Raw genomic sequence first — 17139 nt, forward strand, 5'->3', positions numbered from 1 at the left:
CCCCGTCGTATGTCGCGAGTTGAGGAATGCGATCGAGGGCGATGTGCAGGATGCGCTGCGGGAACGTCGTCGGCTGGCACAGACGGACTTCCGATTTCACCTCGACCACCCGCGCAGCGGTTTTGAATGAGGCGCAAACGCACGCGTGTCGAATTGGGCGATTTCCCTTGGGCGCCGAGCTCGACCATGCGCGATGATGCGCTCGACGCAGCTCCAGCTGGCGGCGCCTTCAACGAACTCCTTGAACCTGCAGACCTTGCCCGAAAGCACTTGCTCTTACGGGAGATGATTGGCTTTGTCGCCGAAGCGACTGATGGAGATGTTGGTGGGCGCCGCCGCGTAGGCGACGACCCCGTAATCACAGCGGGAGCTCGCAGGCGGGGTCGACAAAAACCCTTGATTGGCCGAGCTTGAGGTGCATCTCTATCAGGCTGATTGCCTATTGGGCTGGTCCAGCGTTTGATCGGACGCATGATCCATCCGACCAGCTTGTGAGGGATGCAACCGAACCAGGCGCTGCTCCCACAGTCTTCGCAGGCCCTCCATTAGAGCTGCATGCCTGGCCTGATCCGGCTCAATCATATTGAGGTGATCTCGCAACACGGCTTCGCCCTCGATCCGCATCAGTAGATTAAACAAGTCGTTTGAAATTCGCACACTGTCAATGCTGGAGTGGTTCGGAATAATCTCGCAGACAGTCTCCTGATGATCTCGCGCTGTGTAAGCACGGGTTTGATGGAGGGAGACTGAGGGAGGCAATGAAATCGCAAGCGCAGTCCAATCCTGCAGCGTTGCAGCCCGTTTTTTTACCAGGAAGGGCCCGACCACAAGTCCATCCAGCTCTGTCGTCAAAAATGTGGCAATCGCGTCTGCAACCGTATCCACGATCGGTTCAGCATTGTTGTTAAAGGACGTATTGAGCAGAATTGGAGTGCCTGTCCGCTTCTTGAAGGCATTGATGACCTCCCAGTAAGCTGGGTTGGCATCGCGCGATACTGTTTGCAGCCGAGCCGTACCGTCGACGTGCGTAATGGCACCCAACAAGGCGCGCTTTGAGTCACGCACGCGAACGACGAAATTCATGAATGGAAATTCGTGCTTACCGTCCGGGAGGTCGAAAAATTCGCTCGCATCCTCTTCCAGCACAGATGGTGCGAAAGGCCTATAGCCTTCGCGCTTCTTGACCATGGCATTGATCCGGTCCTTGTTTGCAGCGGGCCGAGGGTCGGCAAGAATGCTGCGGTTGCCCAGCGCACGTGGCCCAAACTCCGAACGACCCTGCACCCAGCCGATCACGGCGCCGTTGGTGATCCAGTGGGCTGCACTGCTCGCTACGTCATAAGAGCGTTCAACCTCGAGATGTCCGGACCATGCATTCAGTTCCTGTTCCACGGCGCGGTCGCTCCCGAGATCAGGACCCCAATAGACCTCCTGCAGTCGCTCACGCGGCGCGGGGCGGCCCATCTCGTTAGAGACTATCAGCGCAGCTCCCAATGCGCAGCCAGCGTCGTGAGACGCGGGTTGCACGAAGATGTCTTCGAAAAGCCCTGAATACAGCAGCTTGCCGTTCATCGTGCAGTTGTGGGCTACCCCTCCCGCCAGACACAACCGCTTCATGCCGGTGGCCTCACGGTGGTGCCGGAGAATGTGGAACACGATCCGCTCAAGCGCTTCCTGCAGTGACGCACTCACATCTCGATGCTGCTGGGTGAAAGGCATTCCCTTTCGCCTGATCTCGATGTTGCGGAGCAACGCCGGACCGATGCGGTCGAGGTGAACACGGTAGCCACCGTTGGCGGAGAGCTCGTAGAACTGCTCGAAGAGCTCGCGATAGGGAGCGGGGTCGCCATAGGGCGCGAGTCCCATTACCTTATACTCGTCGAACATGCCGTAGCCGAGACAGCGGATCGTCTCGAGATAAAACAGCCCAAGAGAATTGTCCTCCGGGAAAGCCTCGATTTGCGTAATTTCTGTGCCAGACCCTACCGCCACAAGGCCCGACAGGAAATCACCACAGCCATCAATCGCTAGAATGAGACTTTGTTCGAAGCCCGACATTGCAAAGGCGCTCACGGCGTGCGCCTGATGATGACCTACGAATGAAATACGCGAACTGTCCAACTTAGTGCCGAACTCACGCGCTAACAGGTTCTGCACCAACATTTTAGCATCCAACGGAGTGGAGAGAATGTCCGGTTGGGAAGCGGACATACCTTCAAGCATGGCGTTGGCATAGGGCTCGCTGGCGTAGACCGCGACACGATCAATGTCGCTGAGCTGAACCCCCGCCGTCGAGAGACAGTATTGAATCGAACCACTTGGCAGCTTGTTCGAGTGCTTGATTCGATTGAGGCGTTCCTCTTCTACGGCGGCTATCACCTTTCCGTCTCGGACGAGCACCGCGGCGCCATCGTGCATAAAGGCGTTCGGACGCTCGAATCGGTTTTCATGGACTTGGTCAAGTCCGCCGCTGATTCCTAGGCACAGCATTTCTTTCTCCAAATAGTAACGGGAAGCCAAATTGGCTTACCTCGACTGTTTCGAACTAAATAGGCGTGTTGTCGCCTGCAGCTGCGACCGCCCGTCAGGCATCAGCGGCATCGAAGAAAGCCTCATAAACGATCAATGAGATGCTTCGACTGTGACGCCTACAGTGCCATCACGCCGAGAGCTTGGCTGGATCATCCAATCCTGAGCGGCTGCTGACATGTATCCGGCGATGTCGTTTTCATCGGCAGAACCAACTTGCGATGCCGCCTGTTCTTGGGAAGGGCGGCCGTCGACGAATAACAGTACCGCCCCCGTGAACTGGCCCGATTTCATTCTCCGAAGCGACCATGGTCGCACCGCCCGACATTGTCGGCCAGTTGCAACTCACTTTCTCGGCACGACCTCCACTGCACGTCAGGGCGCATCGAAGATTTTCTCCTTTGGATTATACCTAAGGCAGCTTTCGTCACGCGTTAGAGCAGCGTGTGATTGGTGCGTGAGGCTCTTTTTTGTCCATGCACGATTCCGGAAGAGTGATGAAATCGATTGTTTTGATCAAAGTCATCCACGCTATGAATAACAGCCGCAGCACATGCGTTTTTCAAAGCGCTTCAGGCTTCCCGGATGGCTACTCCGATGTGAAGCGCATGGCATTCCAAGCGCTCTGCCAACCAAACGATGAGTATCGGCGTCGACCCTCATTGCCTTCGTCTTCGCGACTCCGTGACAGCGGCTGGCATTGTGTTTGTAGGGCATCGGGCGAAGATCATGTCGATCGGCCATCTCGCCTGCCTATTGACAAACCCTTGAACAATGATCCACGCACCAGCGCGATTGTGATCACGAGCGCCTCTGAGCTCGGGAGGTTCGGTTTTCTGAGGGTTCCTGGGTCTCCGAAGCGATGGAGGTAGCTAGCCTTCCTGGTGCTATACGGTTGTGCTCTTCATGGAGTGGACGCGTTTGCGTCTCGAAAGCGGTTCTTCAGTGGAACCGGCGCCAAGGCCCGTCTGTGGTCGTTCAGAACACGGGGTGCCGTCTCCAAACCGGATATTGGAGCGGGCAGCCGCCGGAATTTGACCCATGGAAATGAGCGCCTGTCAGGAGGCGTTCGAAAACGGCGCGATCTTCATCGCGGCTGTTTCATGGTGTCATTCCTGACATGTTCTTTATAATCGGCAGCTTGCGGATAGTCTTGCCCGTCGCCGCCCGTAGCGCGTTGGCGACGGCCGGGCCGATCGGCGGCACACCTGGCTCACCAACTCCCGTGGGCGGCTCCTCGGACGGCACAATGTGCACCTCGACTCGCGGCATCTGCTCGATCCTGAGCGGTGTATAGGTATCGTAGTTCTCTTGGTCTACGACACCGCCCTTCAGGGTCAGCTCCTCCTGGAGGATCGCACCTAGCCCGAATCCGATACCGCCCTCCATCTGAGCGCGAATCTGGTCAGGATTTATCGCGGTGCCGCAATCTACCGCGCAGACGACGCGGTCGACCTTGAAACCATTTTCATCGTTGAGGGTGATCTCCACCACATCGGCGACATAGGTCGAGAGGCTTTCATGCAGGGCCACGCCGCGGAAACGGCCTTCCGGCAGAGGCTTGTCCCAGCCTGCCTTCTCAGCAGCCACTTTAAGCACGGCGGCATGCCGTGGATGGTGACCGAGCATTGACAAGCGGAAGTCGACCGGATCACGGTTCGCAGCGGCGGCGAGCTCATCGATCAGGGTTTCCACCGCGTAAGCGGTGTGGGTGGAGCCTACCGAACGCCACCACAGCACCGGGATGTTCACGTCCGTGGTGGTCAGCTCGACCTTCAGGTTCGGGATCGCATAGGGCAGGTTGGTGGCGCCCTCTACGGAGGTTGGATCGATGCCGTTCTTGATCATCGCCGCAGAGGTCGAACCGCCCAAGACCGATTGACCCACGATGTGGTCATGGAGAGCGACGACATTGCCTTTCTTGTCGAGCCCCGCCTTGACTGCGTGCACATAGGCCGGGCGGTACCGCCCACCCCGCATGTCATTCTCGCGGGTCCACTGCACCTTCACTGGCTTGCCGCGTCCCAGTGCACGCGCTGTGGAAACAGCTTCGATAATGACATCTGCATCCAAGACCGCGCGGCGGCCGAAACTGCCGCCGGTCTTCATCACGTGCAGCCTCACCTTGTCCGGCGTGGTGCCGCCTACCTGAGCGGCAGCCGCCTGATAAAGGTCGGGCATCTGGTGTCCGCCCCAGACGTCGATGGTGCCGTCTTCGTTGATTCGGGCGGCCGCGTTGAGTGGCTCGATCGAAGCATGGACAAGATAGGGGAATTCGTAGTGCCCCTCGATGATTTTCTCAGCACTGGCGAACGCTGCGGGAGTGTTACCGTCGTCGCGCGCGGTGGCCGCGCCCAGATCGTCTGCTGCCTTGTTGTATTCGGCCATGATCTCGGCCGTGCCGCGCTCTTCGGCCTTCTCCTCGTTCCAGGTCACCTCCACGAGGTCGCGGCCCTTCAGCGCCGTCCAGGTGTCCCTGCCAACCACGGCAAGGCCTCGCGGCGTCTGGACGACATCGACAATGCCGTCGAGTGCCTTGGCCTTGGTTGCGTCGAAGCTCTCGATCTCGGCGCCGAACTTCGGCGGATGGATCATAACGGCCGTCTGGAGTCCCTCCATCATGAGGTCGATCGTGTAGGTCTGCGCGCCGTTGGTCTTGCCGGCGGAATCGTAGCGCTTGAGGCTGTCCGATCCGATCTGGGCCCACTTGTCGCGCGGCTTTAGCGGCACGTCGTCGGGAACCGGCATTCCCGCTGCGGCTTCAGCCAGGTCACCGTAGCGCGCCTGCATCCCTGAGGCGTGCGACACGACCCCGGAAGCGACTTTGATCTCGCCGGCTGGCACGTCCCACCGCTGCGCCGCGGCCGCCACCAGCAAGGCCCGTGCGGCAGCACCCGCCTTGCGGTAGCGTTCCCACGACGAGCCCATCGACGTGGAGCCACCAGTTGCCTGTGCGGCCCCGCCCAAGGCGAGATTGCCGTAGAACGCGGTATTGCCATATCCGCCGACCACGTCCACCTGCGCCCAGTCGCCGTCGAGCTCTTCCATAACCAGGGTGGCGATGCCGAAATAGGAGCCTTGTCCCATCTCGAACTGCGAGGAGTGGATGATGATTCGGTTCTCCTTTGTGATCTCGACATAGGTCTGGAAGGGGTTCGCCGGAACCTTTGCAGGGGTCGTTTGTGCGATGTCGGGCGCGGCCAGCACTGGCCGGTAGCCCACTGCGAGGCCGCCGGTGGTGACGCCCGCGCCGACGAGGAACCAGCGGCGCGTGGGCCGCACGGCAGTATGCTTCGAGAGAAACTGCGACATGCCTCAAGTCTCCAGCCGGTTGGCGGTCTCGTGGATGGCCGCGCGGATGCGATGATAGGTGGCGCAGCGGCAGAGGTTGCCGCTCATCGCCGAATCAATATCATCGTCCGTCGGCTTAGGCGTTTCGGTAAGGAGGGCCACGGCCGACATGATCTGGCCAGACTGGCAATAGCCGCATTGAGGTACGTCGAACTCGGCCCACACGGCCTGGACCGTTTCGCCTATCTTGCCCGACACACCCTCAATGGTGGTGATCGAGGCTCCTTCGATGTCGCCGACTGCGGTCTGGCACGAGCGCGTCGGCATGCCGTTAACGTGAACCGTGCAAGCGCCGCACTGGGCAAGCCCGCAACCGAATTTCGTTCCCGTGAGTCCGATGACGTCACGGACCGCCCAGAGCAGCGGCATCTCTGGATCGACGTCGAGTGTTCGCGCCTCGCCATTGAGGGTAAAAGCGACCATTGCTTGCTCTCCTTGTCCTGAGCTGGCTATCTCGTTGAGCCTCCGCCCGCCTGGCAACCGAGCTCTTGTTGCTGAGGCCTAGCGACCACACCGTAGGAACGCGCAGCTCAAGCAACAAGCCGCTAGGTTGGCGAGTTACGAGATCGTGAAGTGGGTCGTGTCGAAAGGCTGGAGGCAACTGAATGTCATTTTTTGGGCGGACAGGCCGCTTTAGGCTGGGTTACACGAGACTGGACATTCGGGTCGTCGCGAACATCGACCGCTGGTCGGCCGCGTCCGGCAGGGCCCTGATTGGCTACACGAAATGAAATGGGACTACTATCGATGGTGGCCTACCTCGACCCGCAACCTCCACGACTGGACCCTCAGGTTTCCGGCTATCGTCCCGGGCGGTGGCCGAGCTCGGCGCCTCGGACGCGATAATAGGCGGTGAGGCGTTCGTCGTTGACCAGAAGGCTTGTCGCGCATTCCCAGTCTTCAGCGGGCTCTTGGCCGCGGCGGGAGACGTCAGGACCATGCTTGCCGGCTTCGACCTGCTCAAGATCGACGGCGAGGGTCTTCGCGATCGGCCACTCGTCGATCGGCGCAAAGCGCTAGTTAACCTGCTGAGACGCCGCCAAACGGCATCGTTCTGAGCGACGAGATCAGCGGCGGCAGCGACATTCTCGCGCAAGTCTCCCAGTTCGGCCTCGATGGGCATCGTCTCCAAGCTGCGTGTCAGTCCATATCGATCCGGCCGGCGCCAAGAATGGGTGAGACAAAATGCGTGCTGAGTGATGAGTTCATCGTCATCGGCTGCGAACCCGGCAACAGTTACGGCGGTCGGGAAGCGTGCTCTGGCGAATGTCGAGGACGGAAATCTGGTGTTCGCCGGCGGCATTGGTACCGGCTTCAATGCGCGCACCGGGCCGGAAGTAAAGCGCCGGCTCGATGCCATTCCAATGGATAAACCACCGATTCCTAGTTTGAAGGCGAACGGCATGGGCGGAGTGCCCTGCGCAGTCTGTACCTCCGCAGTCGATTGTCGAGTTCGAAGGGGGTGTGATTGGCGTCGAGACCGCTCCAGCCATGGCTATCAGCACGCCGAGTGCGTTGTTTTCGATCAGTTCTCGAAATGAGCGGGTAAATACCTTTCACTTGCCGAACGGGGTTTGCTGTTCACCGGCTGGCATCCGATGGCAAACCTTTCAACGCGGCGGCGATCTGGCGCTTCGCTGCTGGGGGCAGAGGCAGGATGGGACGCGGGGGTTCGGCACTGCAAACGTCGAGCAATTCAGCGAGTGCATAGACGACGCGAAGGCTCGAGAACTCCTTGAAGAGGCTCCAGATCGGGACCAGCGCGGCATTGATCCGTCGCGCTTCGGCCGCATCGCCCTGTTGCGCCGCTGTGACGATCGTCATGCAGACCTCGGGCAGGATGCCCGCGAGGACGCTGTACCATGTGTCGGCGCCGGCGATCATGGCCTCGGCGGCGTTCCAGTCGCCGCTGTAACCAATCGAGAACCCTTCCGGCAGTGTGCGCCTCTGGGCGGTCAGGTGGTTCTTGATCGCATCGCTTTTGTCTGTCGGATTCTTGATGGCGACAATCCCAGCCACCTTTGCCAGGCGGCTGACAAGGGGTGGACTGAAATGGAAATGCGTCGTTCCTGGATTGTCGTAGACGACGATCGGCAGGCCACTTTCGCGCGCCACAGTGGAGAAATGATCGAACACCTCGTCATCAGTAAGCGGGGTGTAGGAGGCGGCGGCAAGCAAACCCGCAGCTGCTCCAAGGGCCTTGGCGTCTTGCGCGAGCCCCACGGCTTCATCGGTGCGCAGCGCGCCCACACCCACCACGACCGGCATTTGCCCCGCCGTTTGGTCCAAGGTCTCGGAGAGCGCCCGCCGCCGTTGCTCGCGCGACAGATAGATGTATGTGCCGGTGCTGCCGAGAAGACCGATGGAATCGACCTGAGCAATGCCAAGCCGAGCAATCAGCCTGCGCAGGGCAACGCTATCGACGCGGCCGTCACGATTGGTCGGGGTGATGGGGAACGCGGAAAGACCGCTCAGGAATGCCATGGCAAGGCTCCAGATCTATGTGTGAGCGCAGAGGTGGCCGCACGCCAGGTCATTACAAGACGTCCAAAGCCCGCCGCAGATCGGCGATCAGGTCATCAGCGTCTTCAAGCCCCACCGAGAGACGCATGAGATCCTCGCCGACTCCATCGGCCAAATGGGCATCCTTGCGGATCGGCTGCCGAGCACGGGTGAGGCTTGCTGGATGATAGATGAGGCTGTCGGCATCGCCGAGGCTGACGGCGCGAATGATCAGGTTGAGCCGGTCCATCATCCGGCGCGCTCCTTCGTATCCAGCGTGGAGGCCAAAGGCCAACATGCCCGATCCGTTGGACATCTGTTTTCGCGCCGTCACCTGATCAGGGTGCGAGTCGAGGAACGGATAACTCACAAATGCCACCGCCGGGTGCGCTTCCAGCGCCCGAGCCACCGCAAGGGCTGTGGCGCTGTGCCGTTCCATACGCAGCGTCAGCGTCTTGAGACCGCGCAGGATTAGGAAAGCTGACATGGGCGAGAGCGCTGCGCCGGTGATGTAGCGCAGGCCCGTTTCATGCAGCGTACGGAGCGTCTGGGCGTCGCCGAGAAGCGCCCCGCCAAGGGCATCGCCATGACCATTGATGTACTTGGTCATCGAATGGAGCACGATGTCCGCCCCGTGCTCAAGCGGTCGCTGGAGCGCGGGCGAGGCGAAGGTGCTGTCGACTGCAACCCTTACACCGCGCGCGTGAGCGCGCTCGGCAATTGCCGCTATGTCGAGGATGCGGCTCAGCGGATTCACCGGCGTCTCGAAGAAAACCAGCCGCGTCCGCTCGGTGATCGCAGCATCGAGATTGTGGGGATTTGACAGATCGACCGCGACGACCTTGATGCCGAAGCGGGGGACCGCCTGTTCGACCATGGCAAGCGTGTTCGCATAAAGCGTCTTGTGGACGATGAGTTCATCGCCCTGGGACAGGAGCGACAGGATCAGAGTGCCGAAGGCCGCCATCCCCGAGGCAACAACCAGCCCCGCCTCGGCTCCTTCCAGATTCGCGAGCCGCTGCACGAGGATCTCGGTCGTGGGATTGTATTCGCGCGCATAGAGCCTTCCACCAAGGGCGGCGGCGGCATCGTTTGCTGCCACGCTTTCGAACCCATAGGTTGACGTCAGGAACACTGGCGGCTGGACGGCATTGGAAAAGCCGGCCGGATCGTAGCCATGATGGATCGCCCGGGTGGCAAATCCGGGGCTGGTTCGGTTGAGCGACCCCGTGGGAGCATCGGTTTCGGATTGATGGGAGCTGGTCATTCGGCCTCTGCGATCTCTCTTGGGGTTCCGAAAGATTGACGGCAACCTGGCCAATGTGAAATATCCAGTTGGCGATGAAAGAGATGGTCCAGTCTTCAAGTGCCGGGTCTGCAGCGCGCTCGCACGCGATGGGTGCACGCCAGATATACGAAGCCCTTCGCGAGCAAATCCTCGGCGGCGTCTACGAAACCGGCAGTCAGTTGCCATCCTCCCGGGCGCTGGCAAATGACCTCGGCGTTTCGCGAACCACGGTGACGGTCGCCTATGAACAACTGGCTGCGGAGGGTTTCATCGAAGTCCGTCAAGGCGCACGACCTCGCGTTGCGTCTTCGTTGATGGGCCATGGGACGGGGCGCACTCACGCGCAACCGGTCGGCCCAATCCACCTGTCCGCATATGGCGAGCGGCTGCGCGCGACGTCACCCTGGCCAGATTATCTGCCGACTGGGCTGAAGGTCGAGTTCCGCTATGGCGACCTCGCGCCGTCGGATTTCCCTTCATTGGTCTGGAAACGCGCGATGAACGAGGCGATGGGGCAGCGCCCGCTGCGTCTTGCCTATGACGATCCTCGCGGCTCGCGCCGGCTTCGCCAGGCGCTTCAGGGCTATCTCTGGCGCGCCCGGACCCTGAGCTGCGACCTCGACCAGATCATAGTTGTGAACGGTTCGCAGCAGGGCCTTGATCTGTGCGCGCGCCTGCTTCTCGATCCCGCCGACCGTTTCGTCATCGAGGATCCGTGCTACAGGATGGCGCGTCAGGTCTTTGCCAGTACGGGTGCCTCACCCATCCCGGTCATCGTCGACGAAGACGGGATGAGGACCGAGTTGCTGGCGGGGATCGGAGCACGACTGGCTTATGTGACGCCATCGCATCAGTTTCCGCTGGGCGGCGTCATGCCGATCGCGCGCCGCCATCAGCTTCTGAAATGGGCGCGGCACAACAACGCCTATGTGATCGAGGACGACTACGACAGCGAATATCGCTACGACATCAATCCGGTCCCTCCGCTGCACAGTCTCGAGGACCACGGGGCTGTCATCTACCTCGGCACGATCTCCAAAACGCTCTCGCCGATGCTGCGCATCGGGTACCTCGTCGTCCCGCCCGAATTGCAGGAGGTCTTCGCAACCGCCAAACAATTCGCAGACCGGCATTCGCCGGTCGCTGAACAGGAAGCGCTGGCATCGTTGATCGAGAGCGGCGGCTACGAAAGCCATGTGCGCCGTGTGCGCAGGCTGAACGGCGAGCGTCGGGAAACGTTGTTGGGTGCCTTGCAGCACAGCTTCGGGGATCGCATCACTGTCCAGGGAGCAGATGCGGGACTGCACGTCGCGGTTTGGTTCAATGACCTGCCACGATCGCGGGAAACGGCCTTGGTCGAATCCGCCCGCGACGCTGGCCTTGGGCTACACCTGATCTCGCCGCTCTACGAACGGCCATCGGACGAAGGCCGCACCGATCGCGTCGGACTTGTCATGGGCTATGCCGCCTTGAGCATTCGGCAGATCGGGAAGGGCGTTGAGGTCCTGCGAGAGGTTGTCAAGCAGGTGCAAGACGCGATGCCGGCGCGGAACAACTGAGCCGGGGCGACGCCGAAAGCTGGCGCTGAAAACGGTCCGAGGGCCCCCCGTATTTCTTTCCAAACAGCCAACTGGACCGGGAAAATGCCATGCAACTGGCGCTGTTGATCAGGCCAGTTTTGCAGCAGGTTCCACGAGACGAATTTCCGAGAGTGATGATGACCTGGCGAGGAAAGCTGCTTCACGTCCATATCGCGCCTGCCGCCTCCTATGAAATGGAGGAGCTGGCGCAGGCGCAGCTTATTGCCGGCCAAGGCATTGTCGGAGACCGCTACTACTTGGGGACGGGGACCTATTCCGCGCGTCCTGACGTTCGCGAAGTGACGCTGATCGAAGCTGAAGTCTTGGACGCCATCGCGCAGGGCGAACCCAGAATTCCGGGCTTCAAGGCCAAGCTCGCACCCGAAGATCACCGGCGCAATCTTACGACACGAGGCGTTCCGCTTAGCCATCTTGTCGGCAAACGCTTCCGGGTCGGGGAAACGATTCTCAGGGCCGCCCGGATGAATGTGCCGTGCAAGTATATCGAGGAGTTGCTCGGGCTTTCGGGTCTCTACGAGGGGCTTCTGAACCGCTCCGGCCTGAACTGCACAATCGACGTCGGGGGCGTGATCCGCCCTGGTGATCTGATCTTGCCCATCGACGAGTGAAACGCCATGGCCTCGCCGCGTATTATCATGAAGCTGACCGTGACCGCCGTCCGCAAGGAGCCGGGCGACGTGCTGGTCATCGACCTGAAACACCCACGCAAACCTGTGCTGCCGGCGTTCGAAGCGGGTTCTCACGTCGACGTCCATCTGCCTGAAGGGAAGGTGCGTCAGTATTCACTTTGCGGCGACCCGACCGAGCTGGGCCGCTACACCATCGCGGTGAAGCGCGAGAATGACGGCCGTGGCGGCTCGGCGTGGATCCACGAAACCATTGCCGTCGGCTCCGCACTGCCTGTCTCCGCGCCACGCAACCATTTTGCGCTCAAGCCAGGCGAGGGGCCGACTTTGCTGCTGGCAGGGGGAATCGGGATCACCCCGATTCTGGCCATGGCGCGCGCGCTCACCCGGCAGGCCAAGCCCTTTGAGTTGCACTATTTCACCCGCAGCCGTGCGCTCACGCCACTCTTGGCGGCGATCGGGCGCGATCTTCCCGGCGGCAATGTGCGGATTCATTTCGACGACGAGCCTCAGACCCGGCAGGACATCGCCGCGCTGCTGGCGAACCGTTCGGCCGAGGCTCAGGTTTACTATTGCGGGCCGCCTGGCTTCATGGCGGTTGTGGGGCGCGCGGCCGAACACTGGCCCGAGGGTACTGTTCATTTCGAAACTTTCCAGCCTCCCGAGTTTGATGGCGCGCCACCGGAACCATTCGTCATAGAACTGGGTGAGGGCAGGATGGTCGAGGTTTCGGCGCAGACCACGGCGCTCGCGGCCCTGCGCGGGGCCGGTGTGCCGTTGATGGCCTCGTGTGAGAATGGGGTGTGCGGGACCTGCGAATGCGCAATGCTGGCGGGACAGCCGATCCATCGGGATGCCGTCCTGTCCAAGGAGGCACGCGGCCACCGCTTCATCCCCTGCGTGTCGCGCGCGACAGGTTTGTTGAAACTCGATCTTTGACCATTTGGGCGGGGGTCCTGTGAGACCGGCAGCTTATTTGCAGGAAACTGAATGACGAGGAAACTGGAATATCTGAACGAGATCGAGCGCTGCGTCTCCTGGCTCGCAGCCTGGACGATCCACCACGCCAACCACGTCCGCGAGGGCGATGAGATCAAGGTCGGGGGGCATCAGGCCTCGTCCGCGTCGCTGAGCACCATCATAACCGCGCTCTACGGTTCGGTCCTACGCCCGCAGGATCGGGTGGCGGTCAAACCCCATGCGGCGCCGATCTTCCACGCACTTCAGTATCTGGCGGGCAACCAGACTCACGAAAAGCTCATGAACTTCCGCGGCTACAAGGGCGCGCAGAGCTACCCTTCGCGGACGAAGGATGTCGACGATGTCGACTTCTCGACCGGGTCGGTGGGTCTCGGCGTTGCTCAGACGCTGTTCTCGTCGCTGGTGCAGGACTACGTCTCGGGTCACGGCTGGATGAAGGAGCGTGCCGAGGGCCGAATGGTCAGCCTGATCGGCGACGCCGAGATGGATGAGGGCAACATCTACGAGGCCCTGATCGAAGGCTGGAAGCACGGGCTCAGGAACTGCTGGTGGGTGGTCGACTACAATCGCCAGTCGCTCGACGCCGTGATCCGGGAGGGCCTCTGGCAGCGGTTCGAGCAGATTTTTCGCAACTTCGGCTGGGACGTGATGGTCCTGCGCCACGGCGCTCTGCAAGAGGCTGCCTTTGCCGAGCCGGGGGGCGAGAAGCTGCTCGAGTGGATAGAGCGCTGTCCGAACCAGCTCTATTCGGCGCTGACCTTCCAAGGGGGTGCTGCCTGGCGCAAGCGGCTGCTCGACGAGATCGGAGACCAAGGGCGGGTAACCACTCTGATCGAACGCCGCTCCGACGACGAGTTGCAGGCGTTGATGACGAACCTTGGCGGGCATGACATGCCGAGCCTCCTCGAAGCCTTCGAGGCGGCGTCCAAGCATGACCGTCCCGTCTGCTTCATCTGTTACACCATCAAGGGCTACGGTCTTCCGCTTGCCGGACACAAGGACAACCACGCGGGGCAGATGACGCCCACGCAGATGGAAGACTACCGCCTGCAGATGGGCGTAAAGCGGGGTGAGGAGTGGGACAAATGGGCGGCCGCCAACTTGCCGGAAGCGGAACTTGACGCCTTCTTCGCAAAGGCGCCGTTCTTCAGTGAGGGCCGTAGGAGGCTGTCTGCGCCGTCGGTGCCGGTGCCCGAAACCCTTCCGTCACCGGGGCAGCCCGGCAAGCCGCTCTCGACCCAGATGGGCTTCGGCCAGATCCTGAACGACATCGCACGAGAGCGCAGTCTGCTTGCCGACCGCATTGTCACCACCTCGCCCGATGTGACGGTCTCGACCAATCTCGGTGGCTGGGTCAACCGGCGCGGCCTTTTCGCCCGGGAGACCATGGCGGACACCTTCAAGGCCGAACGCATTCCGTCGACCTTTACCTGGGAATTTGGGCCGAAGGGGCAGCACCTCGAGCTCGGGATCGCCGAGTCGAACCTGATGATCATGCTCGGGGCGCTCGGTCTCTCGCACTCGATTAATGGCGTGCGCCTACTGCCGATCGGGACAGTCTATGATCCCTTCATCTACCGATCGGCCGACCAGCTAAACTACGCCTGCTATCAGGATGCGCGCTTCATGCTGGTCGCAACGCCCTCGGGCGTGACGCTGGCGCCCGAGGGCGGGGCACACCAGTCGATCGGCACCCCATTGATCGGCATGGCGCAGGATGGGCTTTGCGCCTTCGAACCGGCCTTCGTCGACGAACTGTCCGTGATCATGCGCTTTGCCTTCGATTACATGCAACGTAATGGCGAGGGGAATCCGGATGAAACGACGTGGCTGCGTGATCAGACCGGAGGATCGGTCTATCTTCGCCTGTCAACCCGGCCGCTCGAGCAGCCGCTGCGCGACATGAAACCGGCGCTCGCGCGGGACATCGTCAATGGCGCCTATTGGCTGCGTCCGCCCGGGCCGAACGCGAGTGTCGTCATTGCTTACCAAGGCGTTGTCGCGCCGGAGGCGATTGCCGCGACGGGTCTTCTGGCGGAGGACCGGCGCGATGTCGGGCTGCTCGCGATCACCTCCGCGGACCGGCTTAATGCGGGCTGGCAGGCGGCGGAACGAGCCCGGCAGCGTGGAGCGATTGGCGCCCTGAGTCATATCGAGCGGCTGCTCGCGCCGCTATCGCGTGACTGCGGCATCGTCACCGTGATCGACGGCCACCCGGCGACGCTCGCGTGGCTCGGTGGGGTTAACGGGCATCGCGTGAAGGCGCTCGGGGTCGAGCATTTCGGCCAGACGGGGACTATTGCGGACCTCTACCGTCACCACGGCCTGGACACCAACGCCATCGTACATGCGGCACAGGCGGTGAGTGCGGGACCGGCTGTTCGCTACCGGAAGGCGCTGCCTTGACCATGAGCTACCGGACGCTTCGGGCCGGTACGGATCGGCTCACGTCCACCGCCCCGCCATTTCCACGGGCGTTCCGGTTCGCTTCAAAGCGACAGCTGCCAGGGACACTGTGGACGTTCTGATCGCGCTAGAGTAGCTCGTGCGACCCCCAGGGTCACCTGGAATACGCAGGGAGGCGGCTTTTATTTAGCCTTGCGTCCAATTACGAATTCGATCCAATCCAGTCCGGAGCAAAAGCTCCGCGTCCTCCCGATTTTCGGCTTCGACGTAGCACCGCATTTCCGGGGCATTTCCGGATGGACGCAAATGCAAGACACGCTTATCCGCGAGAGTGATACGAATTCCGTCAACATCGCTAACCTTGCTTACCACTCCAATCGACCCGACGAAGGCGGCGATGTTAGTTTCCGCTGTACGAAGGTATGTCATGAGGCGAGTGCTGCTTTCGACGGAGAAATTTTCCAAGCGATCCGCCACCGCCGCTGGCAATTGAAAGGAACTGCCAATCTCCGACAGTGGCTGCCCACTTGTATTAACAAGGGAAAGTGCCGCAAGGATGGGGAGAAAACTGTCGCGTGTGGGTAGCGCTCGCAGTTTAGTTCCGTTCGGGTCAAAGTCCGTGCCGGTCAACAAACCACCGTTTGCTTCGAAACCAACCACGCGCTCGTGACCCAACGCAACCAAATCGAGCATGGCAGCAATAACAAATGGCGATCCAACCTTAGTACGTACAACTTTGAAAGAACCTGCGGTCTCGATACCAGAGTTTGATGTGACCGGCGTGACGACCGTCTTCGCTTGCAGGAAGTTCGCCGTAACCAGGCCTAACAAATCACCACGAAGGGGGTCTCCGTGGTCGTCAGCTACCAGTGGGCGGTCACCATCGCCATCTGCCGAGACGATCGCATCAAGTCGATGCTCTTTGGCCCAGAGCTTGAACTGTTGAGCAGTCTCGTCAGGGACCGCTTCAGTGTCGACAGGAATGAAACCTTCCGAACGTCCCAGGGTTACGACCGTCGCACAGTGACATGAGAGAATGTCAACCAAGAGATCGCGCGCGACTGTGCTGTGCTGATATACGCCCACCGTTAAGCCCTTTAGAGCATTATTCTCCATAAGCTTCCGATTGCGCTCCATGAAAAAAGCCTTGCATTCGGCCTCCCGGTGCTGCCGACGTGCAACAGCACCTTCAAGGACGTATCCGCGCTTCTCCAACTGCAAGGCGATGCGCGTTATCTCCCGCTCATCACCTTTGTCGATCTCACCGTCGGGTCGATAGAATTTTATTCCATTACGGTCGGCCGGAATGTGCGAGCCTGTGATCATCAAACAACCACTCTTACGCGCCTGAGCATACAGTGCCAGGGCAGGGGTGGGGACTGCGCCGCAATCGACTACGATGAAGCCGAGCGCCGACAGTGCCGCCGCACAGACGGCGGCGATGGCCGGACTCGAGGCGCGAAAGTCGCGCCCTATGAGTATCTCGTCGCCAATTCTGGCCAGGCCGGATTCCAGCAGGAATGTCGCGAATGCCGTTGCATATAGGGCAGAGGCGGCTCCTGCCAATTCTGTCGCTAGGCCCCGTAATCCACTTGTTCCGAATTTCATACCAAATCCGACGTTGCTAACTGGTTTTTAAAGGTGACATGCTCAAACCTTGGCTCGTCCGGAATGCCCATCGACAGATCCCTCGGACGAGAACAAGAAGTACATTCCGTTAGCGTAGACGCGTTCGGTTCTGTACGGTTACCCTTGTGAGGATTGGCGCGGTCGGCGTCGTCGTGGGCAGCGCACCGTGACCTTCATGGCGACGAGGTTGGAGCGGATGGGGTTGAGATCCGGCAGGGCTCCTCGC

At 60.9% G+C, this 17139-nt stretch carries 10 protein-coding genes; 4 read left to right on the forward strand and 6 right to left on the reverse strand.

What is annotated here, in order from left to right; all coding sequences use genetic code 11:
* Nucleotides 1–426: 426 nt before the first annotated feature.
* The 5 genes from NKK52_RS31550 to NKK52_RS31570 all read right to left on the reverse strand — a co-directional run bounded on the left by NKK52_RS31550 (nt 427) and on the right by NKK52_RS31570 (nt 9649).
* Nucleotides 427–2490 (reverse strand): carbamoyltransferase family protein, encoded by a 2064-nt coding sequence (locus NKK52_RS31550; RefSeq protein WP_023685529.1) that lies wholly within the window; start codon nt 2488–2490, stop codon nt 427–429.
* Nucleotides 2491–3630: 1140 nt separating this feature from the next.
* A complete protein-coding gene (locus NKK52_RS31555; protein ID WP_023685528.1) occupies nt 3631–5841 on the reverse strand; it encodes a xanthine dehydrogenase family protein molybdopterin-binding subunit in 2211 nt (736 codons plus the stop codon).
* 3 nt (nt 5842–5844) lie between these two features.
* Nucleotides 5845–6303, reverse strand: coding sequence for a (2Fe-2S)-binding protein (locus NKK52_RS31560; RefSeq protein ID WP_023689394.1), 459 nt, complete (start codon nt 6301–6303; stop codon nt 5845–5847).
* Between the two features lie 1158 nt (nt 6304–7461).
* Nucleotides 7462–8364 carry a dihydrodipicolinate synthase family protein gene (locus NKK52_RS31565; protein ID WP_023685525.1) on the reverse strand — a complete coding sequence of 301 codons (903 nt, stop codon included), beginning with the start codon at nt 8362–8364 and terminating at the stop codon, nt 7462–7464.
* Between the two features lie 52 nt (nt 8365–8416).
* Nucleotides 8417–9649, reverse strand: coding sequence for a trans-sulfuration enzyme family protein (locus NKK52_RS31570; protein ID WP_023685524.1), 1233 nt, complete (start codon nt 9647–9649; stop codon nt 8417–8419).
* A gap of 74 nt (nt 9650–9723) precedes the next feature.
* Between NKK52_RS31570 and pdxR the strand changes: the two genes are divergently transcribed.
* The 4 genes from pdxR to NKK52_RS31590 all read left to right on the forward strand — a co-directional run bounded on the left by pdxR (nt 9724) and on the right by NKK52_RS31590 (nt 15284).
* Nucleotides 9724–11229, forward strand: coding sequence for a MocR-like pyridoxine biosynthesis transcription factor PdxR (gene pdxR / locus NKK52_RS31575; RefSeq protein ID WP_033000523.1), 1506 nt, complete (start codon nt 9724–9726; stop codon nt 11227–11229).
* 158 nt (nt 11230–11387) lie between these two features.
* On the forward strand, nt 11388–11879 hold the full coding sequence (locus NKK52_RS31580) for an MOSC domain-containing protein (RefSeq protein WP_023711837.1): 492 nt from the start codon (nt 11388–11390) through the stop codon (nt 11877–11879).
* Nucleotides 11880–11885: 6 nt separating this feature from the next.
* Nucleotides 11886–12836: a PDR/VanB family oxidoreductase gene (locus NKK52_RS31585; protein WP_023685521.1), complete on the forward strand. Its 951-nt coding sequence runs from the start codon at nt 11886–11888 to the stop codon at nt 12834–12836.
* Nucleotides 12837–12887: 51 nt separating this feature from the next.
* The gene (locus NKK52_RS31590; RefSeq protein ID WP_023685520.1) at nt 12888–15284 is read left to right on the forward strand and encodes a transketolase; all 2397 of its coding nucleotides are present in this window, start codon (nt 12888–12890) and stop codon (nt 15282–15284) included.
* A 186-nt stretch (nt 15285–15470) separates the two neighbouring features.
* On the opposite strand, the gene NKK52_RS31595 is transcribed toward NKK52_RS31590, so the two are convergent.
* Entirely contained in the window at nt 15471–16892 is a 1422-nt protein-coding gene (locus NKK52_RS31595) for a phosphomannomutase (protein WP_031204385.1), read from the reverse strand.
* Nucleotides 16893–17139 lie beyond the last annotated feature (247 nt).

Source organism: Mesorhizobium sp. C277A (genome assembly GCF_040324395.1).
GTDB lineage: Bacteria > Pseudomonadota > Alphaproteobacteria > Rhizobiales > Rhizobiaceae > Mesorhizobium.

What these genes read in the sequence shown, in the direction of transcription:
- NKK52_RS31550 (WP_023685529.1), bottom strand. Translation starts at nt 2,490, where the DNA reads ATGCTGTGCCTAGGAATCAGCGGCGGACTTGACCAAGTCCATGAAAAC.
- NKK52_RS31555 (WP_023685528.1), bottom strand. Translation starts at nt 5,841, where the DNA reads ATGTCGCAGTTTCTCTCGAAGCATACTGCCGTGCGGCCCACGCGCCGC.
- NKK52_RS31560 (WP_023689394.1), bottom strand. Translation starts at nt 6,303, where the DNA reads ATGGTCGCTTTTACCCTCAATGGCGAGGCGCGAACACTCGACGTCGAT.
- NKK52_RS31565 (WP_023685525.1), bottom strand. Translation starts at nt 8,364, where the DNA reads ATGGCATTCCTGAGCGGTCTTTCCGCGTTCCCCATCACCCCGACCAAT.
- NKK52_RS31570 (WP_023685524.1), bottom strand. Translation starts at nt 9,649, where the DNA reads ATGACCAGCTCCCATCAATCCGAAACCGATGCTCCCACGGGGTCGCTC.
- pdxR (WP_033000523.1), top strand. Translation starts at nt 9,724, where the DNA reads ATGAAAGAGATGGTCCAGTCTTCAAGTGCCGGGTCTGCAGCGCGCTCG.
- NKK52_RS31580 (WP_023711837.1), top strand. Translation starts at nt 11,388, where the DNA reads ATGACCTGGCGAGGAAAGCTGCTTCACGTCCATATCGCGCCTGCCGCC.
- NKK52_RS31585 (WP_023685521.1), top strand. Translation starts at nt 11,886, where the DNA reads ATGGCCTCGCCGCGTATTATCATGAAGCTGACCGTGACCGCCGTCCGC.
- NKK52_RS31590 (WP_023685520.1), top strand. Translation starts at nt 12,888, where the DNA reads ATGACGAGGAAACTGGAATATCTGAACGAGATCGAGCGCTGCGTCTCC.
- NKK52_RS31595 (WP_031204385.1), bottom strand. Translation starts at nt 16,892, where the DNA reads ATGAAATTCGGAACAAGTGGATTACGGGGCCTAGCGACAGAATTGGCA.